At 52.5% G+C, this 15,607-nt stretch carries 25 protein-coding genes; 10 read left to right on the plus strand and 15 right to left on the minus strand.

All coding sequences use genetic code 11. The features are described from left to right. Nucleotides 1-8: 8 nt before the first annotated feature. From Q8W32_RS06725 to Q8W32_RS06785, 13 genes are all read right to left on the minus strand, one after another. Nucleotides 9-1,706, minus strand: a complete 1,698-nt coding sequence (locus tag Q8W32_RS06725; protein WP_305414241.1) for a terminase large subunit — start codon at nucleotides 1,704-1,706, stop codon at nucleotides 9-11. A gap of 6 nt (nucleotides 1,707-1,712) precedes the next feature. Continuing rightward, complete coding sequence (locus tag Q8W32_RS06730) at nucleotides 1,713-2,201, minus strand: phage terminase small subunit P27 family (RefSeq protein WP_305414243.1); 489 nt, start codon at nucleotides 2,199-2,201, stop codon at nucleotides 1,713-1,715. A 127-nt stretch (nucleotides 2,202-2,328) separates the two neighbouring features. Further along, nucleotides 2,329-2,685: an HNH endonuclease gene (locus Q8W32_RS06735; protein ID WP_305414244.1), complete on the minus strand. Its 357-nt coding sequence runs from the start codon at nucleotides 2,683-2,685 to the stop codon at nucleotides 2,329-2,331. Beyond that, entirely contained in the window at nucleotides 2,686-3,186 is a 501-nt protein-coding gene (locus Q8W32_RS06740; RefSeq protein ID WP_305414246.1) for a hypothetical protein, read from the minus strand. It abuts the gene before it with no gap. A gap of 17 nt (nucleotides 3,187-3,203) precedes the next feature. Continuing rightward, a complete protein-coding gene (locus Q8W32_RS06745; RefSeq protein ID WP_305414247.1) occupies nucleotides 3,204-3,662 on the minus strand; it encodes a hypothetical protein in 459 nt (152 codons plus the stop codon). Continuing rightward, entirely contained in the window at nucleotides 3,655-3,894 is a 240-nt protein-coding gene (locus Q8W32_RS06750) for a hypothetical protein (RefSeq protein WP_305414248.1), read from the minus strand. Before Q8W32_RS06750 ends, Q8W32_RS06745 begins: the two co-directional genes overlap by 8 nt. Nucleotides 3,895-4,010: 116 nt before the next feature. Then, entirely contained in the window at nucleotides 4,011-4,211 is a 201-nt protein-coding gene (locus Q8W32_RS06755; protein WP_305414249.1) for a hypothetical protein, read from the minus strand. Between the two features lie 388 nt (nucleotides 4,212-4,599). Beyond that, entirely contained in the window at nucleotides 4,600-5,202 is a 603-nt protein-coding gene (locus Q8W32_RS06760) for a hypothetical protein (protein ID WP_305414250.1), read from the minus strand. 8 nt (nucleotides 5,203-5,210) lie between these two features. Next, nucleotides 5,211-5,759 (minus strand): hypothetical protein, encoded by a 549-nt coding sequence (locus Q8W32_RS06765; RefSeq protein ID WP_305414252.1) that lies wholly within the window; start codon nucleotides 5,757-5,759, stop codon nucleotides 5,211-5,213. A gap of 15 nt (nucleotides 5,760-5,774) precedes the next feature. Further along, nucleotides 5,775-6,329: a single-stranded DNA-binding protein gene (ssb, locus tag Q8W32_RS06770; RefSeq protein WP_305414253.1), complete on the minus strand. Its 555-nt coding sequence runs from the start codon at nucleotides 6,327-6,329 to the stop codon at nucleotides 5,775-5,777. Continuing rightward, on the minus strand, nucleotides 6,329-6,565 hold the full coding sequence (locus Q8W32_RS06775) for a hypothetical protein (RefSeq protein ID WP_305414254.1): 237 nt from the start codon (nucleotides 6,563-6,565) through the stop codon (nucleotides 6,329-6,331). Before Q8W32_RS06775 ends, ssb begins: the two co-directional genes overlap by 1 nt. Nucleotides 6,566-6,661: 96 nt before the next feature. After that, nucleotides 6,662-7,771, minus strand: coding sequence for a DnaT-like ssDNA-binding domain-containing protein (locus Q8W32_RS06780; protein ID WP_305414256.1), 1,110 nt, complete (start codon nucleotides 7,769-7,771; stop codon nucleotides 6,662-6,664). A 285-nt stretch (nucleotides 7,772-8,056) separates the two neighbouring features. After that, nucleotides 8,057-8,281, minus strand: coding sequence for a TraR/DksA C4-type zinc finger protein (locus Q8W32_RS06785; RefSeq protein ID WP_305414257.1), 225 nt, complete (start codon nucleotides 8,279-8,281; stop codon nucleotides 8,057-8,059). A 157-nt stretch (nucleotides 8,282-8,438) separates the two neighbouring features. On the opposite strand from Q8W32_RS06785, the gene Q8W32_RS06790 reads away from it, so the two are divergent. Next, nucleotides 8,439-9,077 carry an HIRAN domain-containing protein gene (locus Q8W32_RS06790; RefSeq protein ID WP_305414259.1) on the plus strand — a complete coding sequence of 213 codons (639 nt, stop codon included), beginning with the start codon at nucleotides 8,439-8,441 and terminating at the stop codon, nucleotides 9,075-9,077. 55 nt (nucleotides 9,078-9,132) lie between these two features. On the opposite strand, the gene Q8W32_RS06795 is transcribed toward Q8W32_RS06790, so the two are convergent. After that, nucleotides 9,133-9,318, minus strand: coding sequence for a Cro/CI family transcriptional regulator (locus Q8W32_RS06795; protein WP_305414260.1), 186 nt, complete (start codon nucleotides 9,316-9,318; stop codon nucleotides 9,133-9,135). A 91-nt stretch (nucleotides 9,319-9,409) separates the two neighbouring features. Between Q8W32_RS06795 and Q8W32_RS06800 the strand changes: the two genes are divergently transcribed. From Q8W32_RS06800 to tcmP, 3 genes are all read left to right on the plus strand, one after another. After that, complete coding sequence (locus Q8W32_RS06800) at nucleotides 9,410-10,111, plus strand: helix-turn-helix transcriptional regulator (RefSeq protein WP_305414262.1); 702 nt, start codon at nucleotides 9,410-9,412, stop codon at nucleotides 10,109-10,111. A gap of 31 nt (nucleotides 10,112-10,142) precedes the next feature. After that, nucleotides 10,143-10,382, plus strand: coding sequence for a hypothetical protein (locus tag Q8W32_RS06805; protein ID WP_305414265.1), 240 nt, complete (start codon nucleotides 10,143-10,145; stop codon nucleotides 10,380-10,382). A gap of 184 nt (nucleotides 10,383-10,566) precedes the next feature. Next, nucleotides 10,567-11,448: a three-Cys-motif partner protein TcmP gene (gene tcmP / locus Q8W32_RS06810; protein WP_305414266.1), complete on the plus strand. Its 882-nt coding sequence runs from the start codon at nucleotides 10,567-10,569 to the stop codon at nucleotides 11,446-11,448. On the opposite strand, the gene Q8W32_RS06815 is transcribed toward tcmP, so the two are convergent. Further along, nucleotides 11,426-12,172, minus strand: coding sequence for a DUF5131 family protein (locus Q8W32_RS06815; protein WP_305414268.1), 747 nt, complete (start codon nucleotides 12,170-12,172; stop codon nucleotides 11,426-11,428). The genes tcmP and Q8W32_RS06815 overlap by 23 nt on opposite strands. 171 nt (nucleotides 12,173-12,343) lie before the next feature. Between Q8W32_RS06815 and Q8W32_RS06820 the strand changes: the two genes are divergently transcribed. The 6 genes from Q8W32_RS06820 (at nucleotide 12,344) to Q8W32_RS06845 (ending at nucleotide 15,587) form a co-directional block, all read left to right on the plus strand. Then, on the plus strand, nucleotides 12,344-12,781 hold the full coding sequence (locus Q8W32_RS06820; RefSeq protein WP_305414269.1) for a LuxR C-terminal-related transcriptional regulator: 438 nt from the start codon (nucleotides 12,344-12,346) through the stop codon (nucleotides 12,779-12,781). Between the two features lie 408 nt (nucleotides 12,782-13,189). Next, nucleotides 13,190-13,528, plus strand: coding sequence for a hypothetical protein (locus Q8W32_RS06825; RefSeq protein ID WP_305414270.1), 339 nt, complete (start codon nucleotides 13,190-13,192; stop codon nucleotides 13,526-13,528). Nucleotides 13,529-13,595: 67 nt separating this feature from the next. Next, nucleotides 13,596-14,453 (plus strand): DUF2303 family protein, encoded by an 858-nt coding sequence (locus Q8W32_RS06830; protein WP_305414272.1) that lies wholly within the window; start codon nucleotides 13,596-13,598, stop codon nucleotides 14,451-14,453. Between the two features lie 65 nt (nucleotides 14,454-14,518). Then, nucleotides 14,519-14,722 carry a hypothetical protein gene (locus tag Q8W32_RS06835; protein WP_305414273.1) on the plus strand — a complete coding sequence of 68 codons (204 nt, stop codon included), beginning with the start codon at nucleotides 14,519-14,521 and terminating at the stop codon, nucleotides 14,720-14,722. Next, nucleotides 14,715-14,915 (plus strand): AlpA family transcriptional regulator, encoded by a 201-nt coding sequence (locus Q8W32_RS06840; RefSeq protein WP_305414274.1) that lies wholly within the window; start codon nucleotides 14,715-14,717, stop codon nucleotides 14,913-14,915. The genes Q8W32_RS06835 and Q8W32_RS06840 overlap by 8 nt, the downstream gene beginning before the upstream one ends. Before the next feature lie 48 nt (nucleotides 14,916-14,963). Then, nucleotides 14,964-15,587, plus strand: a complete 624-nt coding sequence (locus tag Q8W32_RS06845) for a hypothetical protein (protein ID WP_305414275.1) — start codon at nucleotides 14,964-14,966, stop codon at nucleotides 15,585-15,587. Nucleotides 15,588-15,607: the final 20 nt, after the last annotated feature.

Consider the following 15,607-nt stretch of genomic DNA (forward strand, 5'->3'; position numbering starts at 1 on the left):
GTGGCGGATCACCAGTTGATAAAGTCGAGGTTAATACTGTCGTCTTCCGGCTCATACATCGCCCGGCCAACGCCCATGATTGACGTCACGATGCCGTCGATTTTGTTTTCGCTGGATTCTTTGTCTGGGAAGTAATTTTCTTTTTTGTCGACCTTGTTGGTCGTATTGCTGGCCATCCAGTTGAGGATCGGATCGTCTGGATGGTGGAAACGGCCTGCCATGATTGCGGCTTCCATTTCTTTCATCGCCAGCGTCATGTTCTGGACGGTGTTGCGGTATTCGACGGTTACGGCACCGTCCTCGGTTTCGAACTGCTTGGCCATCTGCGCTGCACGCCATGGGTCGTAGACAATTTCGTTGATGTTGAAGCCTTCACAGTCGGCCGTGCCTTCTTCCTTGATCAGGTTGAAGTCGATTTCATACCCAGGCATGGCCATCAGGTGGCCAGAGGCAACCCAGCGCTGATAGGCGTTTTGGTTTGCCTTCTCTTTGGTGTTATTGATCGTTTCTTCCGGCAGATAGAACTTTGGGAATGCGTAGTAATGCAGCTGACCGTCAATCTCACGGCGGAACAGGCGCATGGTGGCGCACATGTCGATCTTGGCCGCCAGGTCGATGATCAGATAGCCCTCATCATTGCGGAAATCTTCAATATCGAGCGCTGGGTTACCACAGGCGCGCCACTTCACCATGTTCAGCCATTGCGCCTTGGCACCACACCAGATGTTCAGGTGCTTGGTCTTGAAAATGACCTGCCTGGACGGGTTGTTGATGGCGTTGCGCTGCTGACTGAGTAGGTAGTCTTCACCCACTGAAACGCCCATGTTCGGGTTTGCCATGCGCAGTGCTTCGGGCTTTTGCCAGTCGTCATCATTGTCAATGGTGTAGATGATGGCGAACAACTCATCATTCGGCACCGTGCCTTCGAGCATCTTTTGTGCTTCGAGGCGTTTGTCGTAACACGGGCCGGCTAAATTGGTACCAGCCGTGGTGATGATGAACACCAGAGGGTTATCACGGGCACCCATACCAGTGACCATGGTCTCGTACAGGTCTGGCGTCTTGTGCTCGTGGAATTCGTCAATGATGGCGCCGTGAGGTGATGAGCCGTCGCCGGGGTTGCCAACGATCGGCTCAAATCGACTGCCGTCGTCGGGTCGGTTCATGTTCGAGGCGTTCACCTCGATACCGAAGGCTGACAGTAGCTCGGGCGTTTTTCTGACCATGATCTGGGCTGGCCGGAAAACCTCCCAGGCTTGCTTCTCTGTGGTCGCGCCACAGTAGACTTCAGCACCGTATTCACCGTCGAGTGTGAACATGTAGTTGCCAGCACCTGCAGCCAGCACCGACTTGCCTTGCTTTCGGGGTAATTCGCCGTAAAACTCCCTAAATCGACGAGCTTTGTCTTTTTTGCGCTTCCAGCCGAACAGCACGCAGAATATGAACTTCTGCCACGGCTCCAGCTTAATCAACTCACGTTTGCTGGCCCATTTGCCCTTGGTGTGCGGCAGGAGCTGGACGAACATGCAAACCGCTTCGGCCGCAACACGGTCAAACCGATACGGATAGGCCTTGGTTTTCTCTTTTTTCAGGTCATCGAGGTGACGCTGAGCGGCTTTAATCACCCACTTGCATGCGAGAATGCGGCCAGAAACAACGTCTCTGGCGTACTTGTTCGCCGCGTTGACGTTGTGGAATGTTGCCATTTTTCATCATTTTCCGGCCAAAAGCCCCGCCAATTCTGCGAATGGATTGCTCTGATCTTTCTGTTTGGGTACCACCAGCCTGGTTCTGTTGGCCGGATCGAGGCCGAGCACAGCACCGAGCGACATCATCTGGCGCAGCGCTTCGTTGGCTGCGGACAGTGCCGGGTTTTTCTTTTCGGTGCCGTTGTCCTGGGTGATCGTAATGCCCTGCTGTTGAGCCTGCAGCTTTGATTCACGCCACGTGGAATACGCCATGCAGAAGGCTTCGAGGTTCCAAAGATCGGTTACTTTCAGGACGCCAATTTTACAGAGCTCCGGACAGTGAGTTTCCCAGCACTCAACCGCGTGCGGGTAATTATGCAGGTGCTCTGGCGGATCGACGTCGAGAAGCTGAGTGAACTCAGGTTCGTTTGTGTTCAGCGCTCTCTTGCCGGGGTTGCCAGCGGCCTGCTTGGCTGCGGTCGGCTTCGGTTTTCTGCCTTTGCCTCCAGCCATAATTGATTCTCATTGCAAGTCCGAAAAATTTTCAATTTCGCGGGCGTAAAAATTCGACTGAGGCCGACGGTCTGTAGCGGCAGGACTGTAGAGATTTGACCCACCCCCCCTTCGTCGGACTGACGGGTCAACGACCAAAACCCCCATCTTCAGTGGCGGTCTTGCGGTCGTGGTGCTTTTTACAGAGCGGTTGCCAGTTGTCACGATTCCAGAACAGCGTCTTGTCGCCCTTATGTGGCACGATGTGGTCGACAACTGTGGCTTCCATGATCACTCCTTCTTGCTGGCAGTGGACACAAAGCGGATGGCTTTGAAGAAAGCCTGCTCGAGCCTTCTGCCAGCGACTCGTGTAGCCTCGTTGATGAGCTGACTCTCGCCCCTCATTGGCCTGTTTTGCTTTTGCTTTCCTGTGTTTGTCACAATACGTCTGGCCACTGGGCAGCAGCTTGCCACACCCAGCCGCAGCGCATGGTTTGAATCCCATTTACGGCCGCTTAATCAAGCTGTACACCTCACCAGCGGTATCAAGCACAGACATTGCCTGATCTACCTTCGACCTATCTTTCTGCGCCAGCGCCTTGGCTTTCCCTGTCTCTACAACGTGCTTGATAGTGTCGTGAGTTGATCGATCCGACACCGCATACTGCGCAGCATCACCAATTGCATCCACAACATCGGCCGCGCTTTCACTCAGATCTCGCTGTCGAGCCCTGCCGATCACCAACCCCAGCGGCTCGATCAGCCCTCGGTATATCTTGGCATACAGACCTGATCCCTCCGGCCGATCAGTGACAGCAGTAAAGAGACTGGCGGCTACTGACAGTCCCATGATGACTTGCCCCCACACGGGTATGCCTGCACTCGATGCAGCAGCCAGCGCGGCCACAGCATCAACCAGGTCGGCGTCAGCGGCCATAACTACCAGCGGGTAGACCAGCGCGGCTATGACCGCGATCCATATCGATACGGTTTCGAGTTTCATCATTATTAGATTCTCTTTTTTCAGTAGCCGATAATGGCTGGTTTTGCGCTGGATGCGCGAGGATGCAACGTTGTGTACACACCGCCGCGGCGCTCCCAGATCACCAGATCACCAGGTCGGCAGTCCAGGTGCAGCATCAGACGGGTTTTCCCACCCATCTGAGTATCGTAATAGATGCCAATACCAGTGAATCCGCACTGGATAGCAGTCGTCATTGCATACATGGGCGAGCAATCCACAACGACATCACCGGCATCAGATAGACGTATAGGATCATCAGCAGGACCGACAAAGTGCCGACTAGTCTCACTGCCATCATGCCGCCACCAACCACCAGCCAGCGGGCTGGGCGTTACAGGCACGCCCAGTGCGGACCGGAACTCGTCCAGCTGGGCAAAAAAATACGGGTCGCAAAACTCGGAAACGCCCGCCGGAAACTCGTGTGTATCAAAATAATTTAGAGAGCCAAAATCAATCATCGCTAACCTCAACCTCTTGTTTGTACTTCACGATCGCGAGATCCCGATCATGTCGGCTCAATATCTTTTGATGCTCATCGATACGAGTTTGATGCCGAATATGCTGACCGTCATGACCATCCAGCCGGGTGCTGATCTGACCAAAAATTTTCGAGAATCCCGCCACCTGGACAATCACTGTCACCAGCAACGCTAATGCCGGTATCGCAATTTGCAGGTCGATGAAATCCATAAAAAAACCGGGAATCAGAAACGAAAAAGCCCCGCGAATGCGAGGCCTTAAAATACCGCTGGCGTAAAATTACCAGCTTGGGAAATTATCAGTAAAACCGCGTCATGAGTCAAACATTAATCTACTTGATCAAACAGTTTGGCTGTTTCATGCAAAACATCACAAAGCTTCGATTTTTCCCCCGTCGAAAGCCATGCATATTTCTCATTGCCAATAACCCTGACAGCGGCCAAATCCGTCAGTTCTTTAATATTAACACCAGCGGCAACGGCTTCCGCCGCCAAAGCTTCAAGCGCCTGTTTATAAACGTCTTCCATTTTCATCTCCATTGAATAAGTAACTATCAGCGATCCAAATTATTCCAACACACCAGTGATGATCAATCAATCTCCCATATTCCTGCCTTGGCCATATCCGCGATTGCCATCACCGACCGGGGTGGCGGTTTTTTTCAACATTCTGTTGTAACTGGCCAATCGATCCACCCGTACACGCAAAAACAAAACCGCCTCCTCCAACGATAACGGCACTCCGTCCGGCGGTACCCATCCAATACCGTTGCAGTGAATACACGCACAGTCGGGGTTATTAGCCAACATCGACGATTTGATACCACTACCACAACACACATCACAACGCCGCCATGTATCCCGGCAAAACTGCTGACGCTGCAGCGCCCTGGTTTGATATGTTGTCGCCCCCATGCTATGCAGCCCCACGGAACTGACGGACACTGCGCAGAGCATCCGCCACCGTCGGCAGGGTCACTGAGTCCAGCCAACCACAAGCGCTGTCCACATTTCCAGGCAGTACACCAAAATCCCGGTGGTAGTTTCGCAAATCCAACCCGATTTCCCCGCCACTGAGCCGACGGACGGCCTTATCAAGATGCGCGGGTTTTCTGTACTTTTTATGCCCGGATAGTGCCAGTGCCCGATAATTATCCATATGTACATACAATAATAGCTGAGCGCGAACAGCAACAGCGTGGCGGTGCTTGCCCATCTCTTGGGCCACATCAAAGCCGGCAGTATTCAGCGCATCCACCAGCGCAGCAATCGCACCTTCTTGTATACTACGCATGACAGCCATTGTGGGGGGGCCGTAGCACCACAGCAGCCAGTCCTTCATTGGCTCCGGCTGATCCTCTACTGCCGCAATGATTTTGCCAGCTTCATACTGGCTCGCAATCCGATGCGTACTACTGACCGCCGGCCGACTACCACACTCAACAAATCCTGATGATTGTTGGTTAATGCTATACGCCTGCAAAATTGCAGTACGCGCTGAATACATGCTCGTGATCATATCCACCCCTAAGCCGATATTGCCTTGTCTTTTGGTACCCCATACAACGCCAACAACGCCGCATCACGAGTATCCGAATTGCTCCGGCCAGACCAGCCAGTTAACCGATTGAAAAACACGGCGTCCGTCTTGGCTTGGCGCTTGGCAGGCCCCTTCAGCGGCGCCACCTGCACTACACGAAAACCACGATGCTGCAAACACTCCACCAGGACCCGTGCAACACCCTTCACTTGACCGACGTTCTGAGCAATGCGTGCATGCTGGCGAGCATTGGTTTTAGCGCGGTGATAGGTCGTTTTGTCGGTCTCGACATCCTCCACCACGAACAACACATGTTCAGTATCCAGCCCCACGGCGTATTCCAACAGATCCGGAAACGAGCGCTTATTCAGGCTCAGTAGCTCCCCACCACGCACTTCAGCGACACCGCTTTGCACCAGATCTGGGTCAATACCCACCACCAGCTGTCCGGACACCACAACCGGGAGGGGTAACTTACGTTCAATGGCCACCAGCCGCTCACGAGCCGCAGCCCTGGTATCAATCATTGGTTTCATAATCCACCCTCATCGCTAAAACGGAATGTCGTCGTCAAAATCGTCAAAATTGTTTGCTGGATGCTGATACCCGCCTTGAGATGGCTGGTCATGCAAGTACGCGCCCTGGGGCTGATTGGCAGGAGGAGGCGTAGCGACTGGGTTATATGGCGGCCGCTGGGGCTGTTGTGCTGACTGACGGGGTTGTTGTGGCTGCTGACCATACCCATTCTGGCCACCCGACTGCGGCTGATCGGTACGGGGCGTCAGCATCATCATGTCGTTACAGATGATTTCCGTGGTGTAGCGTTTGACGCCGTCTTTTTCCCATTCGCGGGTTCTCAAACGACCTTCAAAGTAGGCTCTGGAACCTTTTTTCAGATACTGCTGGCAGATTTCTGCCAATTTGCCGTACACGGTCAAACGGTGCCATTCGGTTTGTTCTACCTTTTGGCCGGTTTGTTTGTCGTTATAGCTTTCATCGGTCGCCATCGTCATGTTGGCAACGGCATTGCCATTCGGCATGTAGCGTACTTCCGGGTCTCGGCCCAGAGTACCAATCAGTGTCACTTTGTTAACGCTGCGACCCATTATCGCCCCTCTTTTCTGTATTTTGTTGCCAGCTTCTCTATGGCCAACGTCAATGACTTGGCGCGAACCATTACGATCTCTTCGCCATCGTCCGTGACGATTTTTAATCGGTGCCACCGGCCAAACAGCGATACCAGAATCCACCCTGTAGCCCGGTATGAAAGCCAGCCAATAACCAGACAAGTAGAAAAATAGGTGGCCACACCGAGACCCATACAAAACAAATCAGAACTCATACCACCCCCTGACCGATTTCACGACGTAGCCCCCGGTTCGAAAGTCCAAGCTGTTGACCGAAGTTGGATCTGATTTCGGATCGTTTACAGAGTCAGTCATTGGTTAATCACTCCTGATGACGGCTCAAACCGCTTCACAAGCCACTCGTAACGAATATTAATCCAGCCCGCCAACATGGCATCTTCCGCCACCATGCCGAACGTCACCGACGCATCGTCAGCGGCATCGGCCAGCGTCTGGGCCACCGAATCCACCAGCTCCTGAGTCACCACCTTGCACGCCGCCCGACGAACCTGTAGCCAGTGGCGGACGTGATCCGGATTGAAATCACCCTGAGCGCTCCAGCTCGACCAGTCGAAATCCTCGATCTGCCACTTCGGCGCTCTGGCCTCTGCGCCCTTCTGGCTCTGAGCCTTCACCCATTGGCTGCGGGCGTGTTTCAGTAAACTCAGATCCCAGCTGCCAGACCGAGGTAGATCGGGAGCCAACAGCCAGAACACCCGAAACTCAGGCACCAGCGCCAACGTGAAATCTTGAGGAACACCAGCCTGCTGAATTCTGGCCAGCGTGTCTGGACTCGGTTGCCAGTCATCCGTCATCGCAACCCCGGAACGATCACGCCGAACCGCCGCAATATCGTTGTTGTGCTGATAATTGGTTAACGGATAAATATTGGTAGGCTGATTGGCGGGAAATTTTTCCCGGGGGGGTGGGGAAATTTTTCCCGGGGGGGCGGGATTATTATCCCGGCCTAAATCAGTCTCTGGGGAAATTTTTCCCGACTGAACCGAATCAGATTCAAGGGCGGGATTATTTTCCCTATCGGTATTTTTTTCCCTGTCTGAACAATTATCCACACACAATTCAGATGCCTCATGATCATCCAGCCGGTTCCAGCCCTTGGCCTTCTCCGTCAAACGAAACAGAGGGATCGAATCCTTACCACGAAACAACGTCTTGCGAACAATCAGGCCTGCGGCCTCCAGGGCTTTCATGTGGCGCTTGATGGTATCGGGTTTATCCGTCAGCAACGGCAATTCATCCATTACCTTATCCTTCGAAACCGATATCCACACCTCCCCACCCTGCGCGATCGGCTTAGCCCAACAGGGAGCCTCGTACAGAAACGAGAACAGCGCCGCCTGAGGGAAATTCAAGCCCCATTCAAGCGCTCGTGGCTGATTGATATAAATTGAAAACTGCATCGATGCAAAAGCCTCGTCAGTTAGCCGGAAACCATCGTCGTGGCATCACGCAATGGCCAGAAAAAGAAACCGCCCCAACGCTTCACAGCGGCACGAACGGCATGGTGCATAACCCAGCACCGGGAACAATCACACACCACTTACGGCGGTGAATTGGCTGTCTTTCCAGCTGTCTGCCACCGCACCCGAAAAAGGTGAACCGAGTCGGAAGCTGCGGGTGTTGTTTCTGTCCTCCACGACCGCCCGCTGCGCGAAGCCTGGGTTACCGCCCAAGTCGGTGGTTGATCAAAATCGGTAACGCCGCGCTTGTGCCTCGTTAACCGCCTGGCATTCAACACACAACTGAACGCCAACAATATGAGCACGGCGCGCCTCCGGAATCGGCTCGTCACACTCAATGCAAGACACCGCACTCTGCATGCTGGCAGAGGCAGCCTGAGCGCGTAACGAATTACGGAACGCCTCCTGCTGCTCGATTAGTACCTGTGCTCTATCGGCATCATCTGCCATAATTAACCCCGTCAAATTTTTAGCGATTGGCTCGCAAAACATCAGCAACACCAACAACAGCAGCGCGCCAACAGCCTCGATCCAAGCGCGATTAAAGACCTTTAAATTCATACCGCCCTCTGCCAACATCACTGCAACTCAACAAGGAAGTGTCTGCATGCCTAACCACATTGTTGCCGGTACCAGCAAAGAAGGCCGCGGCCAGATCGTGCGCGACTACTGTCAGCCAGGTGCATCCACAACGCTCGTCCGAGAACCCAACAACCCTCACGACCCAAACGCAGTCAAAGTCATGATGGGCAAACACCACATCGGCTACCTGAAAGCCCCAACGGCCAAACGGTATGCAAAACATATGGATAACGGTGTCCAGTACAGCGCCGTGATCGACTCCATGTTCATGCCAGACAACAGTGAATGGGCACGAGTAACCATCTCGGTCACGAAGATCGGAAGCAACGTCCCACCCACCAGCAGTGCCCAACGCAAGAACTACTTCATCCTCAAAGAAGTCAGCTCTGGCCAGCACGCAACGGTCATTCGCAAACATGCACAGCCAGACAGCCCTTGCCTGATCAAAGCGGACAAAAAAGGCAAAACCGCCTCGGTCTACCTCCTCGTACCAAAGCTGTTTGGTCTGCTCGACTGGCCTGTAAAAATTGGCGTTATTCAACCAACCCAGCACGTCCAAGAGCTTCTGCTGCATCATCAACGTCTCCATGCCAGACTCAAAGACCTGCAAATGCCAGATAACGCGTTACCAACATCTGCTGTTGCTGTGAAGCTCACTGTATAAATACCCATGCCCAAACAGGCATTACCGACCCCCAAAAAGCCGAGTACCATGAACATCATTGGTGCTTGGCATAGGCGGCAGGGTCGTAACGCAGCGCCCCCCGGGTCATCCAATCCAGTTGAATAGCTCGTTTTTCAGGCACACGATCTCCCCACTGTGAGATTGAGGGAAGCGTAATGTTTAATGCCTGCGCTAATTTTGTCTTTGAGCCGTAGTGAGCTATCACCATTGCCTTGTTCACATTTCTGTCCTGTCTTAGAAGCCAATAAGTTTAGAATACCAAACTTTTGAAGTTTAAGACTACAAACTTTTAAAGGTTTAGTATCCTAAACATGGATGTATCAACCAGAATTCAAGAGCGCATGCAGGCTACCGGCCTAAAAGCTGTTCAAATCGTCAAGCTGACAGGCGCTACCAAAGGCTCTGTATCTCAATGGGTTAATGGTTTATCCAAACCAAGCGGGGAAAAACTGCTGGCGCTTGCGAAAGCATTAAGGTGCGACCCTGAATGGCTTTTGACCGGTAAAAATGATCAAAATATAGATATTCAGGAAGAGCCAGCCCAGTGGATAGGCGGTATCGAGACCTGGGACAGCAGAACAGAGCTCAGGGAGGATGAGGTCGAATTGCCCTTTTTTACGGACGTTCAACTAGCCGCAGGATACGGTGCGGCGCAAGTGCTAGAGAATCACGGTCCAAAACTGAGGTTCGCCAAATCCACCCTCAAGCGTAAAGGCGTCGATCCGGCTCATGCCGCTTGCGTCAAAGTGACTGGCAGCAGCATGGAACCGGTATTGCCAGATGGCTCAACTGTCGGCATCGATACCGCCCAAAAGACCGTCATTGACGGTAAAATGTACGCCATCGACCACGACGGCATGTTACGAATCAAATCGCTATACAACGTCCCTGGTGGTGGCATACGCCTGAAAAGCTACAACAGCGTGGAATACCCGGACGAAACCTATCAGGCCGCCGACGCAAAAAACATCCGTATCATTGGCCGAGTATTCTGGTATTCGGTGTTAATCTAATTCCGGAATTTAGAAAAAAGGAAGGACCCTTATGAATCTGGTCAAGAAATCACAAACAACTTCGCTCTTTCTCACCATCCTGCTAGGCCCTCTGGGCGCATTTTATGGCAGCCCGATTGGTGCGCTAATACTGTGTGTTATCGCCATAGTCACAGCTCCAACAATCGTTGGACCAGTCATATGCTGGATACTGGCTATATTTGTTTCCGATTCTGGCGTCAACAAACACAACAAATCCATCGACATTTTTTTGTCTAATAAAAAAGATTGATTAATACAGCGCCCTTTCGCATCGTGAAATCCAAGTCAAGCATTCATGGAATTTCATCAAAGGTTTTGCCATTCAGGTGTCGACCATTAACCTGCTTGCTGCGACGAACACCATCAGCACCCCACCACACTGATTAAAGAAAAACGCAACATTTGATTAAGGACAGTACCAAGGAGTAGGCACAATGGGTAATACAAGCAAGGCGACTCATATCTTCGGCGGCGCCCACACCCGTAGAAAACTCGAAATTCTTCGGGCTTATATGGGCCTATTCACAAAAGCGATGAAAAACCAGACCTGGGATATTCACTACATCGATGGGTTTGCAGGTACAGGCGAACAGTCATTCAAAACAGATCAAGATTTACTGGGTGGAGAAAGCATCATATCCCTGGACGGATCGGTAAAAATGGCACTCGAAGAATCCTTTGCTCACTACCACTTTATTGAGTTAAAAAAAGATCACATTGAAGCGCTGGAAGAACTCAAAGCCACCAGCGAAAAGAAGAATCAAATTCATATTCATCAGGGCGACGCCAACACCCTTGTAAAAGACCTGTGCCAACAAATCGACTGGCGCAGCAATCGAGGCATTATATTTATTGATCCCTACGGCATGGAAGTAGACTGGGAAACCCTGGCAGCCATCGCCAATACCAAATTGGATATGTGGTTTCTGTTCCCTCTCACCGGGCTGATTCGAAATGCCCCAAAAAGCAAGAGAGCCCTGGACAGCCACAAACGAGCAGCACTAACCCGAATTCTCGGAACCCCCGAATGGGAAGACAAGCTGTACTCTCAAGAAGAAGTAGCCGTAGGTGCTACGGGCGATTTGTTTGGAGACACCTGTGAGCCGGAGCTTCAGCTCAACGTCAAAGGCCTGGAGCATTACGTAACAGAACGCCTTGGCACCATCTTTTCGCATGTAGCCGAACCCGTCACGCTACACAACAAGCTCAACGTCCCGATTTTCTCGTTCTACTTTGCAATAGCTAACGATAGCGCAAACGCCAAAGACCTCGCCAACCGCCTGGTAACTGGTGTCAGGAAGTCACTGCGCGCATAGGAATTTCATCAAAGGTTTTGCCATTCAGGTATCGGCCATTAGCCTGCTTGCTGCGGCGAACACCGTCGGCACCCCACCCACCCCACTGCTTAAAGAAAAACGCAACATTCTGGTTGGCACACGCCAACTGAATCGCCTCGACCCACTCTGGCTGCATCGGGCGCGCCTTCGATCCGGACTCCCCGCCAACAATCACCCAATCGATATTGGTCAGGTCTATTTCCCCCAACTCTTCCAATAATGGCTCAACGGAAAGAAACCGAATGCCAGCATCCACCGTGCGCAGCTGGTCTATGCGTGGCAGCCCGTAGGCTTTGTCTTCAACACTCACGCCAATCCAGGCGTTACGTGGCGCGGGACGGTTGGCAAAGTATTGCGCCAGCCGCTCCGCCCGCTTGGTCAGAATTTGATACGTGTGCTGCGGTGTCCTCTGAATAACATCAAACACCCGATCAATGTAATCAAACGGCACACCCTCATGAAACAGGTCGCTCATGGAATTCACAAAATACACCGTCGGCACTTTACGCCTTACGGGTTGCTCCAGCCTGTCTGGCATCAGCGTCAGTTGAAAGCCGTTCTCGTACCCTCTGGCCCCCATTGCATGTAGCCGGTGAGCCATCGTCTCTGCATAGCAATGTTTGCACCCTGGAGAGACTTTGGTGCAGCCCGTTACCGGATTCCAGGTTTGTTCCGTCCATTCAATTTTTGTTTTGCTGGTCATGAGATTGTCCTTCTCGTTATGCGCTGAGTTTAGCACGTAGCCAGATGGCGCTCGACGCCCACCGACAAATGGCAATGGTCAATCAACCAATCTGCTACTCCGGTTCATTATTTCAAAAATAAGTTTATTATACTAAACATATTGACTCTTGTTTGTTTAGAGATCTAAACTATGAGCATACCAAAGACAAACAAGGTCGATGCCATGACAACCTACACCACTACACCCGGGGTTTTACCGTACCGGCAGGCCCAGACCCTGGCAGGCATAGCCAATGGATTAACCAATAAAGAAATGGCCGCCGAGGCAGGCATATCCACCAGCGTGATTAAAAACGCTGTTAACGATCTTTTCTTCAAGTTTCACCTCAGCAAGGGAAAGCGTTCGCTGCTGGTGGCTGAGGCCATGCGCACTGGCTGCCTGACCACCAAATTGTTGCTGGTGGTCTGTCTGTTCGTCAGCGCTGTGCAGGACGACCAAACCGAGCGCGTACAACGCCGCTCCACCAGCCGCCTGACCGTTAGAACACTGCGAACTGTGCGCAGCGGCCGCAAAGAAGCTCCTTACTGGAGCGACTTGTTGGTACTGGATGAAGGAGAGCTCTCGTGAAAAAAGCCGAATTCGACGCAGTCGGCTCAACCTCTACCAGCCACCAGCCACTGACCGACTGGCTCAAGGAGCAATTGCAATGATTTTAATCTGCACACCTGCTGGGTGGACCGGGCTGCTCAATGGCCGTTATCAGGCCAAAGGCAGAAGTCCAGCAGAGGTAATCACTCTATTGCTAGATCAACAGTTTGGTCACTGGCGAATAGCGGAATGATTTAGCCCTCGGCGGCCAAGGACGCCGCCCCTTTAAAGGGATGTTTTTTGGATTACGCCTATTCCTGGGCTTAATCCAAAGGGCAGCACCCTGAATCGGCCAATGCACAGGCAGGAGCCTCAGCAACGGCCCGCGATCCGGCGCGGCAGTAACTGGAAATCAATCAATTTCATCAACCGCAAGAGGACACACCGATGACAAAACCAACCGAGATAAGCGTATTCATTGCCGATTGCGACGGCGGAGTATTCGACGGGCAGGTATCCAAAATCCTGAGCGAAGCCGCCATGAGCGCCGTCACCCACAGCAAGCAAAGCAAGGTCGTGATCGAGTTCAACATGAAGCGCATTGGCGAAAGCCAGCAAGTCATGATCGACCACAAACTGAACTACAAAATGCCCACATCCAAGGGATCTGTCAGCGAAGACAGCACAACCAACACCCCATTCTACGTTGGTCAGGGCGGTCGCATGACTCTGTTCCCAGACAGCCAGTCCGACATGTTCAAAACCGACAAGAAGCAGAACGCGTAAGCGCTCTACCCAAACCCTTTAAACCGAAACCACGACAACCAACACCGCCAAACCAGAGGAAAATCCGATGTCATTGGACGCAACTGCCATCCGCGAAATCCAGCAATCCGCAACCACCCAGCACCTGAACAAGGAGTTGGACTACGAACGCGTACTGATCGCACCTGAAAACTTCAAACCGATCGATATGGAAAAATTCCAATCTGGTCGCTCAAACTACCGTGGCGAATTCAACACAGCCAGCCTGAAAGCCTTCGGCGAGTACTGTGAAGAACATGACCCCGCCGAGGTAATCAGCTGCTACATCAACAGCGACCAGATGAGTGCCAAGGTGATTTTTGACCAGGGAGATAGTGAAAATCCTGGCCACTGTCAGCACGTTGCGACCCTCTCACTAGACAAAACACCAGAATACAAAGCCCTGCTGCGCCTCAATGGCGAGAGCATGAACCAAAAGGACTTTGCTGAATGGTTCGAAGACTGGCGCGACCACGTTATCCCATTCGGTGAAACGACCACAGATGAAGAAACCGGCGACGAACAGGAAGACCCAATCATGCCGATCGGCAAGGCCATTGCCGCGATCCGTCGGGTAAAAATCAAAGCCAGCGCCGAATCCACTCACGCCGAAGGTGACTTCAAGGCCAGCTCCAGCCGCATGGGCGAAGTCAGTGCCGCATCAGAAGGCGGCAATGTTGCAGGCTTCACCTTCAAGTGCGTGCCCTATACCGACCTTCCGGAAGTCGATTTTAATGTTCGTGTCAGCATCCTCCTGGGTGGCGAAAAACCCGTGTTCAAAGCCCGTGTTCGCCAGATAGAAAAGTGCCAGATAGTAATTGCCGAAAACTTTGAAGAAAAACTCCGCAACGAACTGGCATCAACCTGCATCAGCCCCGTTATCGGCACCTTCAACCCAGGCCGTTAATCCATACCCGCCCGGCGCAACGCCGGGCCTGATTGATACACAAGAAATAGAGGATAACCAAGAGCATGAGCACAAAACCTGCCACTAAAATCGTCCCTGATCAGGTCGTCATTCACTGCGAACAACACCCTGGGTGCTGTGGCTGTGATATCAAAGACCTATGCCAACAGGTCACACCTGGCAACTACCACAAGCGCATCGACGGCATGATTAAAGCCATCGACGACAGCAATATCAAAGCCACCAGCAAGGAGACGACTCATGGTTAAAGGCTACTGGTCGACCAAAGACCTGTGCGAGCGCTTCCACTGTTCATCTCGCACCATATTTCGCTGGATGAAACGGGACACACACCCATTCCCGCAACCCATTAACCGCGCAGCTGGCGGGCATAACCGCTGGGCCATCGACGACGTGGAGCAGTGGGAACAGACGTTGAAACAAGTGGCCACCGCGGCATGAGCCATGCCCGTTCGGAAAAAATCACATCGACTCCGGAGACAGCAATCTATGAAATATGACCACCGATTCACCCGCTATGAAGACAGAGAAACCCTGGAACGCATCCAGCGCTGGCCAAATCTCGCCAAGCGCTTTGCACAAGTAAGCGTCCGATCCGCTGCCTGTGGGGCCTACTGGAAAGACGGTAAGTTTACAGCCACCAGAAATAACGCCGATCGATTCAGCATGAAGGATGCTATGGCTCTATGCAGTCAATTTAATACTCAGCATGAAATCCAGCTTGTACAAGCCGCCGCCAGCCGCAACACAAACAACCGCTCCCAATACCCGAAACAAAAACCACGCTGGTCACAACAAGAAGTAGACCAACTGATTAAATCCAGCCAAAACAAAACCGCCAACCAGATAGCCGAAGACCTGGGCAAAACAGCCAGTAGCGTTTGGTCAAAGGTGCGATATCTCCGCAGAACCACACACCCTGATCTGATACTGCAGAAAAATGGCGAACAACATCACCTCACCAAATACACGGAACAGGACGTAGAACTCAGTCGCCAACTGAGCGAAGCGGGACTACCGCACAGGATCATTGCGGAAAAGATGGAAGCCCCCATGGGAACCATCCACGGGTGGTGCGCCTTCCACTGTCGGCGCAGCGCCGCAACCAACTAAAAACGCAACCAACTACAGAG

The organism is Oceanobacter sp. 3_MG-2023 (assembly GCF_030688925.1).
In the GTDB taxonomy this organism is placed as follows: Bacteria; Pseudomonadota; Gammaproteobacteria; order Pseudomonadales; family Oceanobacteraceae; genus Oceanobacter.

Excerpts from the sequence above, each read along its gene's own strand:
- Q8W32_RS06725 (WP_305414241.1), bottom strand. The coding sequence starts at position 1,706 with ATGGCAACATTCCACAACGTCAACGCGGCGAACAAGTACGCCAGAGAC.
- Q8W32_RS06730 (WP_305414243.1), bottom strand. The coding sequence starts at position 2,201 with ATGGCTGGAGGCAAAGGCAGAAAACCGAAGCCGACCGCAGCCAAGCAG.
- Q8W32_RS06735 (WP_305414244.1), bottom strand. The coding sequence starts at position 2,685 with ATGGGATTCAAACCATGCGCTGCGGCTGGGTGTGGCAAGCTGCTGCCC.
- Q8W32_RS06740 (WP_305414246.1), bottom strand. The coding sequence starts at position 3,186 with ATGATGAAACTCGAAACCGTATCGATATGGATCGCGGTCATAGCCGCG.
- Q8W32_RS06745 (WP_305414247.1), bottom strand. The coding sequence starts at position 3,662 with ATGATTGATTTTGGCTCTCTAAATTATTTTGATACACACGAGTTTCCG.
- Q8W32_RS06750 (WP_305414248.1), bottom strand. The coding sequence starts at position 3,894 with ATGGATTTCATCGACCTGCAAATTGCGATACCGGCATTAGCGTTGCTG.
- Q8W32_RS06755 (WP_305414249.1), bottom strand. The coding sequence starts at position 4,211 with ATGGAAGACGTTTATAAACAGGCGCTTGAAGCTTTGGCGGCGGAAGCC.
- Q8W32_RS06760 (WP_305414250.1), bottom strand. The coding sequence starts at position 5,202 with ATGATCACGAGCATGTATTCAGCGCGTACTGCAATTTTGCAGGCGTAT.
- Q8W32_RS06765 (WP_305414252.1), bottom strand. The coding sequence starts at position 5,759 with ATGAAACCAATGATTGATACCAGGGCTGCGGCTCGTGAGCGGCTGGTG.
- ssb (WP_305414253.1), bottom strand. The coding sequence starts at position 6,329 with ATGGGTCGCAGCGTTAACAAAGTGACACTGATTGGTACTCTGGGCCGA.
- Q8W32_RS06775 (WP_305414254.1), bottom strand. The coding sequence starts at position 6,565 with ATGAGTTCTGATTTGTTTTGTATGGGTCTCGGTGTGGCCACCTATTTT.
- Q8W32_RS06780 (WP_305414256.1), bottom strand. The coding sequence starts at position 7,771 with ATGCAGTTTTCAATTTATATCAATCAGCCACGAGCGCTTGAATGGGGC.
- Q8W32_RS06785 (WP_305414257.1), bottom strand. The coding sequence starts at position 8,281 with ATGGCAGATGATGCCGATAGAGCACAGGTACTAATCGAGCAGCAGGAG.
- Q8W32_RS06790 (WP_305414259.1), top strand. The coding sequence starts at position 8,439 with ATGCCTAACCACATTGTTGCCGGTACCAGCAAAGAAGGCCGCGGCCAG.
- Q8W32_RS06800 (WP_305414262.1), top strand. The coding sequence starts at position 9,410 with ATGGATGTATCAACCAGAATTCAAGAGCGCATGCAGGCTACCGGCCTA.
- Q8W32_RS06805 (WP_305414265.1), top strand. The coding sequence starts at position 10,143 with ATGAATCTGGTCAAGAAATCACAAACAACTTCGCTCTTTCTCACCATC.
- tcmP (WP_305414266.1), top strand. The coding sequence starts at position 10,567 with ATGGGTAATACAAGCAAGGCGACTCATATCTTCGGCGGCGCCCACACC.
- Q8W32_RS06815 (WP_305414268.1), bottom strand. The coding sequence starts at position 12,172 with ATGACCAGCAAAACAAAAATTGAATGGACGGAACAAACCTGGAATCCG.
- Q8W32_RS06820 (WP_305414269.1), top strand. The coding sequence starts at position 12,344 with ATGAGCATACCAAAGACAAACAAGGTCGATGCCATGACAACCTACACC.
- Q8W32_RS06825 (WP_305414270.1), top strand. The coding sequence starts at position 13,190 with ATGACAAAACCAACCGAGATAAGCGTATTCATTGCCGATTGCGACGGC.
- Q8W32_RS06830 (WP_305414272.1), top strand. The coding sequence starts at position 13,596 with ATGTCATTGGACGCAACTGCCATCCGCGAAATCCAGCAATCCGCAACC.
- Q8W32_RS06835 (WP_305414273.1), top strand. The coding sequence starts at position 14,519 with ATGAGCACAAAACCTGCCACTAAAATCGTCCCTGATCAGGTCGTCATT.
- Q8W32_RS06840 (WP_305414274.1), top strand. The coding sequence starts at position 14,715 with ATGGTTAAAGGCTACTGGTCGACCAAAGACCTGTGCGAGCGCTTCCAC.
- Q8W32_RS06845 (WP_305414275.1), top strand. The coding sequence starts at position 14,964 with ATGAAATATGACCACCGATTCACCCGCTATGAAGACAGAGAAACCCTG.